Origin of the sequence: Fibrobacter sp. UWB15, from assembly GCF_900177705.1 — a bacterium.
GTDB lineage: Bacteria > Fibrobacterota > Fibrobacteria > Fibrobacterales > Fibrobacteraceae > Fibrobacter.
The window spans coordinates 46503-61707 of the sequence record NZ_FXBA01000014.1 but is presented as its reverse complement, the minus strand read 5'-3'; the positions used below and the strand labels follow the sequence as shown (position 1 = coordinate 61707).

11 protein-coding genes and 1 CRISPR repeat array are annotated in these 15205 nt (G+C 42.5%); of the genes, 6 read left to right on the top strand and 5 right to left on the bottom strand.

Annotated features, from left to right (window positions below; translation table 11 throughout):
- Positions 1-203: 203 nt before the first annotated feature.
- Positions 204-1810: direct repeats of the CRISPR family, unit length 48 nt; unit sequence GTTGTGAATTGCTTTCAGATTTTCTAGTTTTACTAGTGCAATGACAAC.
- 1584 nt (positions 1811-3394) lie between these two features.
- The 3 genes from cas2 to cas9 are packed head-to-tail and all read right to left on the bottom strand — an operon-like array spanning position 3395 to position 8829.
- Complete coding sequence (gene cas2, locus B9Y58_RS13780; protein WP_073058180.1) at positions 3395-3727, bottom strand: CRISPR-associated endonuclease Cas2; 333 nt, start codon at positions 3725-3727, stop codon at positions 3395-3397.
- A gap of 1 nt (position 3728) precedes the next feature.
- Positions 3729-4625 (bottom strand): type II CRISPR-associated endonuclease Cas1, encoded by an 897-nt coding sequence (gene cas1, locus B9Y58_RS13775; RefSeq protein WP_073058178.1) that lies wholly within the window; start codon positions 4623-4625, stop codon positions 3729-3731.
- Positions 4626-4638: 13 nt separating this feature from the next.
- Positions 4639-8829: a type II CRISPR RNA-guided endonuclease Cas9 gene (gene cas9, locus B9Y58_RS13770; RefSeq protein WP_073058186.1), complete on the bottom strand. Its 4191-nt coding sequence runs from the start codon at positions 8827-8829 to the stop codon at positions 4639-4641.
- Positions 8830-9302: 473 nt separating this feature from the next.
- Between cas9 and B9Y58_RS13765 the strand changes: the two genes are divergently transcribed.
- Positions 9303-10241: an Rpn family recombination-promoting nuclease/putative transposase gene (locus B9Y58_RS13765; RefSeq protein ID WP_233247993.1), complete on the top strand. Its 939-nt coding sequence runs from the start codon at positions 9303-9305 to the stop codon at positions 10239-10241.
- Positions 10242-10542: 301 nt separating this feature from the next.
- Here B9Y58_RS13765 and B9Y58_RS14975 read toward each other — a convergent pair whose 3' ends face one another.
- A complete protein-coding gene (locus B9Y58_RS14975) occupies positions 10543-10878 on the bottom strand; it encodes an endo-1,4-beta-xylanase (protein WP_233247994.1) in 336 nt (111 codons plus the stop codon).
- Between the two features lie 317 nt (positions 10879-11195).
- Between B9Y58_RS14975 and B9Y58_RS13755 the strand changes: the two genes are divergently transcribed.
- The 5 genes from B9Y58_RS13755 to rplI all read left to right on the top strand — a co-directional run bounded on the left by B9Y58_RS13755 (position 11196) and on the right by rplI (position 14413).
- Positions 11196-12137, top strand: a complete 942-nt coding sequence (locus B9Y58_RS13755; protein WP_073058176.1) for an aldolase catalytic domain-containing protein — start codon at positions 11196-11198, stop codon at positions 12135-12137.
- Between the two features lie 229 nt (positions 12138-12366).
- Positions 12367-13200 (top strand): hypothetical protein, encoded by an 834-nt coding sequence (locus B9Y58_RS13750; RefSeq protein WP_085534950.1) that lies wholly within the window; start codon positions 12367-12369, stop codon positions 13198-13200.
- Between the two features lie 126 nt (positions 13201-13326).
- A complete protein-coding gene (gene rpsF, locus B9Y58_RS13745) occupies positions 13327-13698 on the top strand; it encodes a 30S ribosomal protein S6 (protein ID WP_073058172.1) in 372 nt (123 codons plus the stop codon).
- On the top strand, positions 13698-13949 hold the full coding sequence (gene rpsR / locus B9Y58_RS13740) for a 30S ribosomal protein S18 (RefSeq protein WP_072801474.1): 252 nt from the start codon (positions 13698-13700) through the stop codon (positions 13947-13949). The genes rpsF and rpsR overlap by 1 nt, the downstream gene beginning before the upstream one ends.
- A 14-nt stretch (positions 13950-13963) precedes the next feature.
- Positions 13964-14413 (top strand): 50S ribosomal protein L9, encoded by a 450-nt coding sequence (rplI, locus tag B9Y58_RS13735; protein WP_072801475.1) that lies wholly within the window; start codon positions 13964-13966, stop codon positions 14411-14413.
- Between the two features lie 129 nt (positions 14414-14542).
- On the opposite strand, the gene B9Y58_RS13730 is transcribed toward rplI, so the two are convergent.
- Positions 14543-15181, bottom strand: coding sequence for a 3'-5' exonuclease (locus B9Y58_RS13730; RefSeq protein ID WP_233247991.1), 639 nt, complete (start codon positions 15179-15181; stop codon positions 14543-14545).
- Positions 15182-15205: the final 24 nt, after the last annotated feature.

Genomic DNA, 15205 nt, shown 5'->3' with positions numbered 1-15205 from the left:
ATGGCTGTTCCTTTGCTACCAAAGGTAGCATTTTGACGCAGGCAGAATTGCCATTTGTCTAGTTATGAACAGTCCTAATTATGGGGAAGCTTACAAAAATGGGTAGCTGACACCAGTACCTGGCAGTTGTGAATTGCTTTCAGATTTTCTAGTTTTACTAGTGCAATGACAACTTGGCCCATGGAACTTGAAGCTGAAGAAGAGTTGTGAATTGCTTTCAGATTTTCTAGTTTTACTAGTGCAATGACAACATGGCGGCATCGTCGAGCGCGAGGTCCGAAGTTGTGAATTGCTTTCAGATTTTCTAGTTTTACTAGTGCAATGACAACCAACGCCGCCCTCGTTCACTAGACTATTGAGTTGTGAATTGCTTTCAGATTTTCTAGTTTTACTAGTGCAATGACAACATGCCGTTTCGCTCTCCCTTCAATCCGAGCGTTGTGAATTGCTTTCAGATTTTCTAGTTTTACTAGTGCAATGACAACCATACATTGACTACTACACCGCTGTTCACTGTTGTGAATTGCTTTCAGATTTTCTAGTTTTACTAGTGCAATGACAACATTACAGGCCACCACAGCCCCGTTTGAGCGGTTGTGAATTGCTTTCAGATTTTCTAGTTTTACTAGTGCAATGACAACAGGCAACCACTAACAATGCAATCGTCTTGGGTTGTGAATTGCTTTCAGATTTTCTAGTTTTACTAGTGCAATGACAACCTGTTGTGGGTACAATACAGAAAGTCGTCAGTTGTGAATTGCTTTCAGATTTTCTAGTTTTACTAGTGCAATGACAACCTTCGTAAGACCAGCTAAATCTGTTTTAAGGTTGTGAATTGCTTTCAGATTTTCTAGTTTTACTAGTGCAATGACAACGCAAAACGACTTCGTAAGACAGACCGAGCGGTTGTGAATTGCTTTCAGATTTTCTAGTTTTACTAGTGCAATGACAACAAATGTTCGAGGCACTTGCAAACGGGAAAAGTTGTGAATTGCTTTCAGATTTTCTAGTTTTACTAGTGCAATGACAACGTTCGTGTTCTTTGCTCGAATATTACGTTAGTTGTGAATTGCTTTCAGATTTTCTAGTTTTACTAGTGCAATGACAACGCGAGGCGGAGAAGACGTCCAAGACTGTAGTTGTGAATTGCTTTCAGATTTTCTAGTTTTACTAGTGCAATGACAACAGCCATCTTCATCTTGCGTGTAATGCAGCGGTTGTGAATTGCTTTCAGATTTTCTAGTTTTACTAGTGCAATGACAACTTGTCATAACCGCACCCGCCAACCTTTCTAGTTGTGAATTGCTTTCAGATTTTCTAGTTTTACTAGTGCAATGACAACCAATACCAGCAACACGCATTTCCTTGCCCAGTTGTGAATTGCTTTCAGATTTTCTAGTTTTACTAGTGCAATGACAACAAGGCGGCAGCGTGGAAGTTTGCCAGGAAAGTTGTGAATTGCTTTCAGATTTTCTAGTTTTACTAGTGCAATGACAACTGGATAGCGTACAACAGTACATCGATGTTTGTTGTGAATTGCTTTCAGATTTTCTAGTTTTACTAGTGCAATGACAACCCGAAGTCGCAAATATCGGGGCACACCTCGGTTGTGAATTGCTTTCAGATTTTCTAGTTTTACTAGTGCAATGACAACAGCTTTTATTGGCATTATCGCTGATGCTTAGTTGTGAATTGCTTTCAGATTTTCTAGTTTTACTAGTGCAATGACAACTTACGGGCTCCTGAGCCATCATACCCGCAAGTTGTGAATTGCTTTCAGATTTTCTAGTTTTACTAGTGCAATGACAACTTACTTCAAGCAGAAAATCAACCTTCCTACGTTGTGAATTGCTTTCAGATTTTCTAGTTTTACTAGTGCAATGACAACTGAAAAAATCCATAAAATGACCTTAGAATGTTGTGAATTGCTTTCAGATTTTCTAGTTTTACTAGTGCAATGACAACGAGATTTCTCACCATTAGTACCTGAAGGAGTTGTGAATTGCTTTCAGATTTTCTAGTTTTACTAGTGCAATGACAACGAAGACGAGGTGCGTCAGCAGCGAGAAAAAGTTGTGAATTGCTTTCAGATTTTCTAGTTTTACTAGTGCAATGACAACATTTGATACGAGGAATGATGAAGATGAACGGTTGTGAATTGCTTTCAGATTTTCTAGTTTTACTAGTGCAATGACAACTTCCTTCGGCTTGATAAGGATGCCGTCGTGTTGTGAATTGCTTTCAGATTTTCTAGTTTTACTAGTGCAATGACAACGAACTGAACCACCTTGCCGCCATTGTTGAAGTTGTGAATTGCTTTCAGATTTTCTAGTTTTACTAGTGCAATGACAACGAGGTTTCTCATACTACGATGCGGACGAAGGTTGTGAATTGCTTTCAGATTTTCTAGTTTTACTAGTGCAATGACAACGCAAGAGAAGCGAACGCATGAAACGTGTAAGTTGTGAATTGCTTTCAGATTTTCTAGTTTTACTAGTGCAATGACAACTTTTTAGGAGATTTATATGCCGAAACAGAAGTTGTGAATTGCTTTCAGATTTTCTAGTTTTACTAGTGCAATGACAACAAAATCCGTCAATGTTAAGCTTAATTCCGCGTTGTGAATTGCTTTCAGATTTTCTAGTTTTACTAGTGCAATGACAACCTCTTGTCACTACAGGTGAGAAGTTCAATTGTTGTGAATTGCTTTCAGATTTTCTAGTTTTACTAGTGCAATGACAACCATTCAAGAACGGAACTCTTACCTTGACAGTTGTGAATTGCTTTCAGATTTTCTAGTTTTACTAGTGCAATGACAACTTTTTTCCGTATAAATACTAGGATAAACGTGTTGTGAATTGCTTTCAGATTTTCTAGTTTTACTAGTGCAATGACAACCATAACCAAATACAATTATCATCAACCAAAGTTGTGAATTGCTTTCAGATTTTCTAGTTTTACTAGTGCAATGACAACTTTAGTTTTATTGAATACAAACAAAGGAAGTTGTGAATTGCTTTCAGATTTTCTAGTTTTACTAGTGCAATGACAACTCTTGCTTATGTTCGGAGTAATCGACAATGGTTGTGAATTGCTTTCAGATTTTCTAGTTTTACTAGTGCAATGACAACTGGAATTTCGAACCCTCCAGGCACACCAAAGTTGTGAATTGCTTTCAGATTTTCTAGTTTTACTAGTGCAATGACAACTTTAAAAAAAGGATTAACAAATAACATAAAGTTGTGAATTGCTTTCAGATTTTCTAGTTTTACTAGTGCAATGACAACTGATTTGTTGTAACTGAATAAGTGTCAATGGGTTAGTTGCAGAATTGTGTAAAAGAAAAAATCGACTTTTCGAAGCCGATTTTTTCGTTTTTAGGGCATTTTTGTGATTAGAAAAGTTCTAGTTGAAGTGCTGGTTTGGGTAAGGGCTTTTCTTTTTTGCCGTAGAAAACCTGAATCTTCCCAAATTGTTTGTCGGTGATGCATAGAATGCTGACAGACCCTTTGGGAGGCATAAAACTCTTTATACGAGCGATGTGGACCTCTGCGTTTTCGACCGAGGCGCAATGCCGAACATAAATGGATAATTGAAATCTTGAAAAGCCGTCTTTCAAGAGATTTTTTCGAAACAGCGAATGGCGTTGCCGTTCGATTTTTGTTTCTGTAGGTAGATCAAAGAAACATAGTATCCACATAATTCGATACTCGCTAAATCGATCCATCCTACACCTCAGGATAGATTAGTTTCTTTGTGACTCCCATATAGCATTTGGCGAGCGATGCCGTTGTTGTTGCAACGGCGTTCATTAAAGGACTTCGCTCTCCATTGATAAAACAATCAAGAACAGGAATTTGCAGGATTTTTGCTTTGATATCGGTAGACAAATCCTTTGGATATTCTTTAATTTCAGTCAGGATATCTATGGCTAGTTTGTCTACAATCGGTCGGTAGGGCTCCATTATATCATCTGCAAGGCAATACGCATTGTAACGATTGTGATGATGGATGCCCAATGTCGGTAATAGCCCGCTGGAAACTAAAGCTCTTGCAACGACTCCTCTCAAAATGGCGTATCCATAATTCAACATGTTGTTTGGTGAAACTCCATTTCTATCACGGACAAAATCAGAAATGTCGGGAAACATCTCTTTCCAGTAGTATGCTGCAGCAACGGCTTCTCGATTATCAACGTCTCCACTTCGTACGGAGTTTGCCCAAGCTGTCATATTGCCTATTTCGGCGTTTCTTGTGGCCTTCAAGATGGCTGCTTGATTCAAAATTTTCTGTTGGACCGTTTGTTGCCATAGTTGCTTTTTTAATGGAAGAGATGCTTCTATCTGTGCTTGGAACCTTTCGCTTTGCAGGGTGTTTCCTGAAAGGGGAAGTAGTAAGCCTGAGGGTAAATGCGTCTTATCGCAGTTGATGATTGCACAATTATTCTCTAGCAGGGCTCCGAGCAAAGCGTTGGTCACTGTAATTTGGGGTGAATCAAGGATTATGTATGCAATGTCTTCAATAGCCGCAGTAACGATTTCGTCATCGCGTTTCTTAATGACAAGCTGGTTGTCCTTTAGGCTTAAATACGCCTGATTCCCAAAATATAATGTCCGTTTAATCATAGGCTATACCCATTTAGTATTCACCTACAGACACAATTTGACCAATATGATTTACACGAACCTTTACAATGCCGTTTAATAAACTTAAACCACCACGTTTCCACGTTTTTCCCAAAAGCTTTTTGTTGTCGTTTAGCATCGTTTCTTGATGATGTCTAAAGAAATAGTCTCTGGTTGTAAATTTTTGTACCCTATACAAGTTTGGACTAATCAATGCATTATTCTTTGAATCTAGTAAATCGATTTTTTGCGGGTCAAAACCGGTTTCTTGATTCGGGAATACAAAGAATTCATTTTGCTTCATTGTGAACAGGAATTGCCATCCTTGCTCTTTGTTGTATTCTTTGTCAATGATTGGTAATCCCTTTGTGGCTCGTTGCGTCGCTTCGTAGAACGAAACGATATGTTCTTGCAAATTGCCGTCTGCATCCTGGAAAATCGCAACATGGTGATTGTTACCAGTATTCACGAAATCATGTCCTTTTCGCAGGGCTACAGCATTGTTTACAGCACGAATAGTAACACTCTTAATAGAAATTCCTTTTTCTTTATTCAGCCAAATAGGGTTATCCATTAAATTGTCAAAAGCTTTCTTTGCATCGTTATCGTACTCAGCTAAACGATCAAGTAATATTTGCTTTATTTTTCCATCAATCACTTTTTCAATAGATTTAGCATCTTTGAAATTTTGTGATGAAACTGCTTTGCGAATAGTATAGGTCGTTTCGTATGATTTCGTTGTTACAATTTCCGGAATCTTTGTTGTGTGCATTTCGTCCAAATAAATAGGCGATTTTGTAAGTGCATTTTTCCCCGTAAACGCTTTCTTAGCATCACCATTAAATGCATTTAGCCTTTCGAGCAAAGCGTCTCGATATTTGGCATTGCATACTGTTGCTATTTTTTCAGCAGTAAATTTTGCATCAATCTTTTCAGATTTTACATTTTCAGCCTGATAGCTTCCGTAAATAGACTCGTTGTGCAACTGTCCACGAGGTGTTAAAGTTTGTTGCTGATTTAACTTTCCATTTTTACCCTTACTGATATTTGTATTTCGTGTTACAACCTTATTTCGCGCCTTAATTGAGATAAGGGTATTTTCCAATTGCTCTTTTGCCTGTGCGCGGAATTCATCCAACGGAATCGGAGGAATGAAACAAAGTTTCCCCTTTTCGTTCCGGTAAAGTTCTTTTTGTTCTATAGTAGCTTCAATCCTTTTCACATCCGCAGGGTTTATATTGCTTAAATCATAATCCGCCAAATCTATGTATTCCTGTTCTGATTTAGGTACACGAGCATTTAAATTGTTCAAATATTGAATATAGCTGCGTTTGGTAAATGCAATCGTTAAAGCGTCCATCGCATGATGGCGATGGTCATTTCGTTTTGTCCAGTCAATTATCTTAAGAATCGTTCTGCCATCTTTGTCTTTATAGGTTTCTGTAAGTCCTTGTTTGTTATACTTATCCCAATTCAATTCTTGCATAACATCAACGAGTTGCCAATCTTCACGGAGACGGTCTGTGATTGCTCCTGTTGTAGGAATCACAAATTTTACAACATCTTCAAGCATCTCGCGAGCTTTCTTCGCAATGTATTGAGAATCGCGTAAATCACGTTCTATGAATCCAGAAGGAATATCGGCTTCATGCATCAGCAAATTTTTGTATTTCGCCTTGCTAATCATTCCTTCGTTATACATTTTGTCTATACGAGACTTGTATTGTTCTGCGCCATTTTCTCCATATTTAGTAAGGACAAAATCGTAAGCGGTAGAGTTGCTTTTCTCTATGTTGATTTGTCTTTTTTCAAGAGTTTTGTTGGCGAAAGAATCGTCGAAACGCTTTGCCTGGGGAATTATATGTTCAATATCAAATTCCTTACTGAACAATTTTTCTTGAGGAATATACGTGTCTGAATAAAGAGTTTTGAATCCGTTAGATTCTAGTTCCTTATACAATCTATAACGAAGTAAATCATTTTTGCTGGGACATTCCAAACCAAATTCGTTTATGAGAATTTTTCTATAATCGTCATAATCTGCGGCACTCTTTTTAATGGCGTTTGTCATTTCCTCCCGTTCTTTGGCGCTCTTCTTCAATTCTCTTGCTAATTCAATTCGAACTTCATCCGGCTTCCCGTAAGTGTCAATAATTAAATTGACCACATTTACCATTTGGTTCAAAATTTTTTCAACAACAGGATTCCTTAACGAGTTCATTGGAAGTGCGTCTAAATGATCTTTATAGACCTTATTTGCCAATTCATCGCGAGTGAGAGAACGTTTTGAGTGTTTGTATCCTGCGGATGTACAAGCGTCGCTATACATTTGACCTTGTTTCATGAAAGGCAAAATCTTTTTAATTGCCTTTGCCGAAAGACTTCCATAAGCGTCTTCAAAGGTAACGCTTGCTAAAATGGCTGCATAGTCTTCTTCCATGTTACAAAGATTTCCAATCTTTGCAATGAGATTTCTGTTGCCAGTAATAGACTTGTCATCTTGGAATGAATATAATAGGTGCCAAAGTTTGAATAAAGGCTGATTTTCGAGTTCTGGAGTTGTCAATGAGGAATTGTAACTCAAGAAGTCTGTTCTGATGTTCAATTTTTCGAATGAGTTCTGAACGGTATTAAAGATTTCTTTTGCAGGCATCTTTTGGAAGTTGAATTCTCCGTAACCACTCATTTCGATAATACGACGATAAGCATCAAATAATTTTGATTGAGTCCGGTTTCCTTCTAGTTTATCGAAGTTTAAATCGTATTCACGGTATTCCTTGTTAAATAGAACTTTTAACGCATCTGATTTGCTTAATTGCTCCTTTACATTCAGTTCAGCAAATAATTTCTCTTTTTCGTCTTGCTTTAATGCGCAATACTCGCCAGTTTCCTTGCTTGTTAGCATCAAATTGTTTAGAACTTGCCATATGCGAAATTCTTGAAAAATTGGAGACGATGCGGGAATAACTTTAGGGCCTGATAAAACAGTTTTTGTTTGCCCATCAATAGTTCTATTAACTTTGCGACCTTCCAGTTCACAAATGCTGATTAAATTTTTTTGTGATTTAAGAGGCCTCTGATAGAATATAGTGATATCGCGAATTTCGTGCTTTAGTTTGGGAGTCAATTCCGGATGAAATTTTACTTGCGTTTCCCAAATCGTCTCAAATTCATCTAAATAGTCTTGACGATAGAAGACCTGATTTTTAAGACTGTAGTTAGGATTCTTGGCCAATTCATTCATTTGGAACTGTCCAACAGTCAAATGATTAATTCGTAACTCCTTACTGCGATCACCAATATTTCCGAGATAACTACTTGTTCCACTTTTTTGACCATTGATATTTTGAAGAACAATTGCTAATTCCTCTAGCCCAATCTTTTCAGAAAGAGCATTCACTCGCCATTCGTAGTCTTCTTTTTTTTGGTCGAATCCCTTTGTTGATCGTTTAATGCCAACAATGTTGAACGGAGTCTTGCAAATAGCCCATGTAGCAGATTTATTTTTCCCTTCTACATTATGCTTTAAGGATTCGGTCAAGACATCTGGATAGAATGTTTTTTGAAAACTCCAAATTTTATCAAATTCCGTTTGCAAATCAGATGGATAGAATTCTGGTTCGTAGCGTTTATCTTGATTGAACAAGGAAAGGACTAGTTGACCAGGAGTTAAATTTTCATTATAGAGTTTTTCAGCAATAGCCATACCGTCAATCAGGGAACCCTCGTCAGAAGACTTTGCTTTTCGATTGCTCTTATAACCTCTTTTTTTGTTGATCATCAACAAAACGCGTGCAAATTCTGTTAAAGAAATCTCTTCAGAGGCTGCTTTGGCTCTTAATCGATAGGTTTCAAATGTTGTGCCGTTTCCTTTTTCGGCAAGAATCGTCGAATCGTCAATAAAGCCATGTTCCTTGAGTAGTTTTCTTAGATGATCTCTACGTAATTTATAACGCTGTAAATTACGTCGCATAGAACGGCTTTGTGTTCGCCCTGCATTGCAGGAAATGCTTTTTCCACCGTTAAAATCTGCTACAGCATCCATGCAGGCTTTTTTTGATGCTGTATTTACAAAATTGTCGAAGCTGATGGTTCTTACGCCTAATTTCACAATAGAAGACTTTTCGCCTTCCTTTTCCGCTTCATTCACCACTGCCCAACCAATCGAATTGGTTCCCAAATCAAGTCCAAGAATCTTTTTCATTTGATTTCCTTTTTCTATTCTCATTTAAAATAAACTTTTTTGTCGAAAAAAGGAATGGAAAAATGCCTTTTTTTGATAAAATTCGTCATTTTTGAAGCGAAAACGCAAAACTACAAACCCATAAATATAGATTATTTTTGTGACATATAATGTCATTTTGAAATTTTTTTGATTTTTCTGCAAAATGTGAAAAATTTATTGACTTTCTGTATTTCTTTATGTATATTATTGTCAAATCTGAAAGCAATTCACAATAAGGATTATTCCGTTGTGAAAACATTTAGAGCGGCGCTTCATCCGAGGCGTCGTTCTCTTTTTTGTCTTGATAAAATTTGATCTGAAAAAAAACTAAAATCTCTTGACAATCACCATCCGCTAATTTATATTTTGTGGTGCTCAAAAGTGCATTTGTATACTTTGGGTGGATAACCGTAAAGTCCCGCCTTTTTATGCTTGTAGGCGGAGAGGAGTGTATGATGAAAGAACGCAAGTCCTTCAAGGACTGTATCGTGAAGCCGGGTGAAACGAGCCCGTACGCAAACCTGCTGGTAGATTTGGCCTTCAAGAAGGCCTTTGACCCGGATAAGCCTACTAGTCGCCAGAATCTCATCAATTTGTTGAATGACCTGTTGGGACCGCAACTTAAACGGCCTGTCAAAAACGTGTGGACTCGTAATGTGGCGAAGAACCTCAGTGGGAGTAAGGCGTCGCGTACGGCAATTTTTGACTTGCATTGTAAGGATGATGCGGGAGATTTGATTGAAATTGAAGTGCAAATTCGTGAAGTGGATAACTTCATGAAGCGCCTTGCGTTTTATGCGAGCGAAATGGTGGCGAATCAGGCAGCGCCCGGAGATGATTGGAATTTTAATGTTCAGCCGACATATGTAATCGCCTTGACGCGGTTCCCTGTTTTCCTTGATGAGCGCGCCGTCCATCGTGCGACGGTAATCGATTTGGAAAGCGGGGTGCAGCTTGTGGATGCCTACAACTGGACTGTAATCGAACTTTCAAAGGTTCCTTTCTTTATCGAGAAGACCTCCAGTGACCTAAGCAAATGGCTGTTTTTCTTCCGCTACCTGAACCAACTCAAGGAACTTCCCGAAGAACTGGACGAAGTGAAGTTTAAGGACTTGACGGAAAGTGCAAAAGTATCTAACTTCAATAAAAAGGAATTTGAGGCTTATCGGAATATGTACCACAAGGTCTGGGATCACAATGCCTTAAGAAAGGGCTTCTTCAAGGAGTTCGCGGAAGACGTCAACGCGAAAGTTGCAGAAGGTGTTTCCGAAAATACGCGTGAAATCGCGAAGAATCTGATAAAGCTTGGCGTTTCTGACGAAAAAATAGTCGCAGCCACGGGACTTTCTCTGGAAGACGTTGTAGTGTTGCGCAGTCAGCTCGAAACTTAATTTCTGCAATTCGCATTGTTCAAAAGAGCGAAAATTTAAAATGGATCGCCGCGCCTCTTTGAGGCTCGCGATGACGAACGTAAAGCCCCGCCTTTGATGAAAGCGATTTGGAAGGCGCGATTATTTCGCGTATTGAGGGAAATCGCTGGGCGAGTAAATTTACCTTGTGTTTTTCTGTTGACTGCTGTCGAATTTTCCAAGGCAATTGAATCCAACGAGTCCAGCGGGTGTGTCGAAATGCCCTGGGTCCACATGTTCTTGATTGCCTTTGGCCAGCGTTCGCGCGCCATTTTGAATGCCGTCACCACGAATTATAGTTGCCGCTATCGCCGCCAAGGGCTTCGACAAGTTTGGAACGGGCGAAATCGGAGTGATGGTTGTTGGCTGATTTTACAGCCTCGTTTACGACTTCGATCATTTTGAGGTCGGGGTAATGTTCTTGAACGGCGTCAATCCAATCGGTCCATGTTTTTTTGATTTCGCTGACATCGAGCGTGCTCAACCACTGTGGATTTTGGGAACCCCACAAGAGTGTTCGGAAAGTGAAATGGGCGTTGTTTGCTTTTGCCCAATTGTAGGCGAGGTCGCAACCAGCCCAGTCGTAATTGCCGCGTTCTTTTTCGACATGCCCCCAAATGCATTGATAATGTGTCCTTGGGGTGGTCTTGTTTATCTACGCAATCAATGCGTTGAATGATGATTGGTTGGAGATGAAAGTTTTCCTGTTTGGGTAGGAAATCATGCTTTTCTGATTGGGAATGTTCCCCTAGATGGCCATTGTGTTCAGTTTCTTTACATACTAACCTGTTGATTTTGAACGATTTATAGTGAATTTAATTTAAATGACGCAAAAATTGCGTTAAAAATAAACTTTTTTGAACGATTTGCTTTGCTGCTCTTGACCGGCTCCTTCGCAGAACCTATCTTTGCGCCAAAACAAATAGGAATCTAATCATGTACTATGAATCTATCAAGGTTTTGGACTGCACCATCCGCGATGGCGGCCTGGTGAACAAGCACGACTTCTCCCTCGAATTTGTGCGTCGCCTTTACACCCTCCTGTCTGCCGCCGGTGTGGACTATATGGAAATGGGTTACAAGAACTCTCCGGAACTTTTTGACCCCAAGGAATACGGCCCGTGGAAGTTCTGCGACGACGACCTGCTCTGGAAGGTGAAAGACGGTATCGATTCCAAGATCAAGATGGCCGTGATGGCTGACGTGGGCCGCGTGAACATGGATGCCGTGAAGCCCGCGAGCGAAAGCCCGTACCAGATGTTCCGCGTGGCAAGCTATGTGAAAAACATCGACAAGGGTATCGAGATGGTGAACGCCTTCCACGACATGGGTTACGAAACCACCCTGAACATCATGGCTGTGAGCCGTGACCGTGGCCCGGAACTCGACGAAGCCCTGCACCAGGTGAACGAAGAATGCAAGGCCGACGTGCTTTACTTGGTGGACAGCTTCGGCGCCTTCTACCAGGAAGACATCGATAAGGAAATTACCCGTTACCGCGGTATCGTGAAGGGCAAGAAGTTCGGCTTCCATGGCCACAACAACCAGCAGCTGGCCTTCTCCAACACGATTCAGGCTATCATCGACCACGTGGACTACCTCGACGGTTCCGTGTCGGGCATGGGCCGCGGCGCCGGCAACTGCACCACCGAACTCTTGCTCGGATTCCTCAAGAACCCGAAGTACGACCTTCGCCCGGTGCTCGACGCCTACCAGGAACTGTTCTTGCCGCTCAAGGAAAAGTACGAATGGGGCTACATCATTCCGCAGATGATTACGGGTATGCTGAACCGCCACCCGCAAGACGCCATCGCCGTCCGCAAGACCGAAGACCGCGACAACTACACCAAGTTCTATAATCATATGATGAATGACTAGGAGGCGAATCCAGCATGAAAGTGCTCGCACTTTCGTATTGGTGAGCCGACGAGTCGCGCCCTTGATTTGAAAAATCAAGGGCCACGACTAATCATGAGTCAAATGCGGCGATAAACTATCCGGGTTTTAGGGCGGAGCCCTAGGAGAAGGGGGAGTGGAAAACGCAGCAGGGCTGCGATTGCAACGAGGGGGATTCTTCCCCCTTTGTTTTTTTTACTAGCTTATACCTGTGCGCTACTTATTCTTGCTGATTGTACTTGTATTTGGGTTGTCTGTCTCGTTTGCGGCAGACGGCGTAGACTCGCTTGGATCAGAGAATAAGTTGTCTGAAATCAGCACGGTTCCCTTGCCGGGGCAGACCGCCTACATGGAACAGGGTCTTTCGTTCGGGCTTGGCTTTGGCGTGTACGACCCGCTGGACGAATGCGACTGCATGGGCGCCTGGCAGGCACAGCTTGAGTACTTTTATAAAGATTGGATAAGCGGGGGAGTCAGTGCGCTCTTTTTCGGGGGCGACCTCGACCGCGACGCGATGATCGTTTACCAGCGGTACCGCCTGAATGTCAGGTTCCACATGGCGTCCGAAGAGTTCGACTTGTATGCTTCGCCGCTTCTGGGTTTTGAAAATACGAGTATCTCGGCGTTTAGAAAGCAGGTGCGCGGAAAGAAGGCGACTTCGGAACGGCAACAGCATTACTGGTGGGACGACGATCCCGGCGACGAAGAAGACGAAGCGGATTCTGTCGAAGTCGAAAACAACGACTGCCAAAAGCTTTTTACGCTGGACGGTTTTTCTATCGGGCTTGCGCTGGGTGGCGGGTATAACCTGTCGGATTTGTTCGGCCTGACCGGCGAAGTTCATGTGGAATACAACTTTACCAAGGAATTCCTGTTGAACGTGGTTCCGGGGGTTGCCTTTAACCTGCGCGAAGTGTGGCCTTGGGCCAAGCGGACGCTCCGTTCGACCTGGATTTCGTTCGAAGTGGGGGCTCAAAAGGCCTTCAACAAGGATATTGACGGGTGGTCGAACACCTTTTTCCTGGGAATTCAGTTCGGGGCGTAGGGTAGACCTGCCTCCGAGGTTTGACACCTAAATCCCGATTTTCTATATTTGGTGCACCGATTTTTATCGGAACCCTCCCGGGGCCAATGTCGGTTTCCCGGGCGATAGACCAAAGGGACTCATTATATGAGACAATACGAAACGATGGTGATCATCGACGCTATGATCTCTGACGACGCTATCAAGGCCGAAATCGAGACTATCGCCGCCAACATCACCAAAGGCAACGGCGAAATCCTCCGCCGCGACGATTGGGGCAAGCGCAAGCTCGCATACTCCATCAAGAAGCGCCAGCATGGCTTTTACGTGATCTTCTACTACAAGGCCGAAGCCGCTACGGTCGCCTCTGTGGAAGCCGCTCTCAAGCTGAACGAAAACGTTCTCCGCTGGATGACTCTCGCTGATTATCCGATGAGCGAAATTGTTTATGACCAAACTCAGACCCAGTCCACCGAAGATATCATCCCGGTTGACGCAGAAGAAGGGGAGGCTGAATAATGGCTTTTGAAGATAAGAAGCAGGCAACCCGTATCCGCCGCAAGAAGACTTGCTGGTTCACGGAAAACAACATCAAGTTCATTGACTATAAGGACGAAAAGACTCTTCGTCGCTTTATCTCTGAACGTGGTAAGATCATTCCTCGCCGCATTTCTGGCACCTCCGCCAAGTATCAGCGTATGCTGAACGAAGCTATCAAGCGTGCCCGTCAGATGGCTATTCTCCCGTTCGTTTCGGACAGTCTGCGCTAAGGAGGAACTAGACTATGGAAATTATTCTTAAGGCCAACGTTCCCCACTTGGGCAAGATGCTTGACGTCGTGAAGGTTAAGGACGGCTATGCCCGTAACTACCTCTTCCCGCGCAAGCTCGCTGTTCGCGCTACCAAGGAAGCCAAGCTCGAAATCGAAAACAACCGCGCTGCCGTCGAAGCTCAGTTCCAGAAGGAACTCGCTGCCGCTGGCGATGTGGCTGCTAAGCTTTCTCAGATTTCTGTTAACCTCGAACGCCGCGTTGTGGAAGGCGAACGTCTGTACGGTTCTGTGACCGCTTCTGACATCGCTGACGCCATCACCAAGCAGGGCGTTAAGGTTACCCGTGCTCAGGTTGCTCTCGAAGAACCGATCAAGCAGCTCGGTGTTTACACCGTGACGATCAAGGTCTTCAGCGACGTTGAAGCTCAGGTCAAGGTTTGGGTGGTTGCAGAGAAAGCCTAAGCTTTTTCTAAATCACTAGAAATCTTAAAAGCCGCTCCTTCGGGGGCGGTTCTTTTTTTATGGACTTGCGTTTATAACAAAAATGCGGACAAATGAATGTCCGCATTTAAAGTTCGATTTGAAAAACGCTTATTTGTTGATGAACTGCGGAATGCCCTTGTACTTTTCCATGTTCTTCATGATGCAGGCCATTTCCCAGTCCTTTTCCTTAAAGCGGCGGCGGAGCAGGGCCACGAACACTTCCATGAGCATCAGGCAGTCGTAAACGGCGCGGTGCATTTTGTCGGATTCAATCTTCATGCTGATTTCGTCGCGGCGTTGGAACATGTTAGCCAAAATACCGAGCTTGTGGGAACTTGCTTCGGGCATGATTGCCTTGGAAATAGCGAGGGAGTCGATCACGGGGTTGCCGGGCACGAGCTGTGGGTTGTTCTGGTAGGCGACACGCAAAAAGCTTGCGTCGAAGTTTGCGTTGTGGGCGAGCAGAATGGAACTCTGGCCGCAGAATTCGGTGAACTTCTTGATGGCGTCACCCACGGCGGGGGCGTCTTGCACGTCGCTGTCGTAAATGTGGTTCACGGCAGAGGCTTCGGCCGGAATCATCATGTTCGGCTTCACGAAGGTTTCGAGCTCGCCGAGCAGCTTGGGCACGACTTTGCCGTTCTTGGTTTCGACGGTGAACTTGACGGCACCGATTTCAATGATTTCATCTTTCTGGTTGTTAAGACCTGTAGTTTCAAGGTCGAAGGCGACAAATTTAGGGGGCATTAAAATCACGATTTATTCCTTAGT

Excerpts from the sequence above, each read along its gene's own strand:
- cas9 (WP_073058186.1), bottom strand. The coding sequence starts at position 8,829 with ATGAAAAAGATTCTTGGACTTGATTTGGGAACCAATTCGATTGGTTGG.
- B9Y58_RS13765 (WP_233247993.1), top strand. The coding sequence starts at position 9,303 with ATGATGAAAGAACGCAAGTCCTTCAAGGACTGTATCGTGAAGCCGGGT.
- cas2 (WP_073058180.1), bottom strand. The coding sequence starts at position 3,727 with ATGGATCGATTTAGCGAGTATCGAATTATGTGGATACTATGTTTCTTT.
- B9Y58_RS13730 (WP_233247991.1), bottom strand. The coding sequence starts at position 15,181 with ATGCCCCCTAAATTTGTCGCCTTCGACCTTGAAACTACAGGTCTTAAC.
- B9Y58_RS13755 (WP_073058176.1), top strand. The coding sequence starts at position 11,196 with ATGTACTATGAATCTATCAAGGTTTTGGACTGCACCATCCGCGATGGC.
- rplI (WP_072801475.1), top strand. The coding sequence starts at position 13,964 with ATGGAAATTATTCTTAAGGCCAACGTTCCCCACTTGGGCAAGATGCTT.
- rpsR (WP_072801474.1), top strand. The coding sequence starts at position 13,698 with ATGGCTTTTGAAGATAAGAAGCAGGCAACCCGTATCCGCCGCAAGAAG.
- rpsF (WP_073058172.1), top strand. The coding sequence starts at position 13,327 with ATGAGACAATACGAAACGATGGTGATCATCGACGCTATGATCTCTGAC.
- cas1 (WP_073058178.1), bottom strand. The coding sequence starts at position 4,625 with ATGATTAAACGGACATTATATTTTGGGAATCAGGCGTATTTAAGCCTA.